Here is a 1,220-nt window from a genome sequence, read left to right as displayed (position 1 = left end):
ATTTTAAGCCGTGCACTTGCTGGTCTGCAAGTCTTTTTTATATTAACCGCAGCCCTTATAACACATTATCCAAACTTAATAATTACAAATAAAACCAAGCTAAGTTTACTAGATGGCATGGCTCCAGAAGTTACTATAGATATTCTAGGGATATCATTAATTATTGGCGGCTGCTTAATTATACCTGGATTATTTCATCTTTTAAAATCATTTAAAATGATAAAAATCTTAGAAAGTTAACTCATAATTCTACGATCTAGGTTTTTCTATTCCTCTATCATACATTACAATACTACCCGCAACAGAAACGTTTAAACTTAATTGAGATTTAAACTTTATTAAAAAATGAGATTTTTCAATCGCTTTTTTAGAGAGTCCGTGGTCTTCTGCACCCAATAAATAAACACAACGTCTTGGATGATGAAATGTCTCTAAGCTTACTGCTTCATCTGTTAACTCTACACCTACTAATCGTGCTCCTTTAGGTAAATGATTGTAAAACTCATCAAAATTTTCGTAATGAAAATAAGGCATAGATTTCACAGCATTGTGAGTATCGCATGCTTGCTTTGCATAACGATTACCTATGGTAAAAATAAAACTTGCGCCTAGATTCTGTGCTGAACGCCATAGCACACCTAAATTTTCAGGTGTTTTACCATTTTGAATACCTATTCCAAAATATTCATTTTCAAAGTTATCTATCATACTACAAAACTAAAAAAATGAAATATTTTAAAAAAAATTAAAAAATATAAAACCGCCCCTAATCTTTTTACGTAGGTATCTGTGTTTAATAAAAATCAAAGCAACTTAAAACCATACTATTTATACAAAAAACTACACCTAACACCATGAAACTAATACGCTCCCAAAAACTAAAAAATGCATTATTTTTTGCCTTAACAATACTATCTTTTTCAAGCTTTGCGCAACTCCATGAAACTAATGGCTGTGTAAATAATTTTAGCTTAAATTGGACTTCTGGTAACACTAGTGGCAATAATTATAACTGGCTTCCAGAAGGAAGTATTAATCGCTCTTTTAACAATGTAGATAATTCTGGAATCGATTTAAATATTGCTTTTACAGGAGACACATACGCTTTAGAGGATTGGAACTTTTTTGGAGGTCCAGATACTCCTAATGTAGATAATATTGCAACTAATGGTCAAGACGATATTTTACACTTATTTACATCTGGGTACACAAACCAAGGA

General features: G+C 31.4%; 2 protein-coding genes and 1 pseudogene. 2 read left to right on the top strand and 1 reads right to left on the bottom strand.

Annotated features, from left to right (window positions below; genetic code table 11):
* Window positions 1-240 (top strand): annotated as a pseudogene (locus ACVC2P_RS10570) (cytochrome d ubiquinol oxidase subunit II); the annotation flags it as partial.
* A gap of 9 nt (window positions 241-249) precedes the next feature.
* Here ACVC2P_RS10570 and ACVC2P_RS10565 read toward each other — a convergent pair.
* The gene (locus ACVC2P_RS10565) at window positions 250-708 is read right to left on the bottom strand and encodes an RNA methyltransferase (protein ID WP_452598442.1); all 459 of its coding nucleotides are present in this window, start codon (window positions 706-708) and stop codon (window positions 250-252) included.
* A 146-nt stretch (window positions 709-854) separates the two neighbouring features.
* Here ACVC2P_RS10565 and ACVC2P_RS10560 point away from each other — a divergent pair.
* Window positions 855-1,220, top strand: a 366-nt coding sequence (locus ACVC2P_RS10560; RefSeq protein ID WP_452598441.1) for a hypothetical protein, incomplete at its 3' end; no start/stop codon positions are given.

The sequence above is a fragment of the Pontimicrobium sp. MEBiC01747 genome (genome assembly GCF_053601635.1).
The sequence above is the reverse complement of the archived record's forward strand: the minus strand, read 5'-3'. Positions and strand labels throughout refer to the sequence as shown.

What these genes read in the sequence shown, in the direction of transcription:
- ACVC2P_RS10565 (WP_452598442.1), bottom strand. Translation starts at nt 708, where the DNA reads ATGATAGATAACTTTGAAAATGAATATTTTGGAATAGGTATTCAAAAT.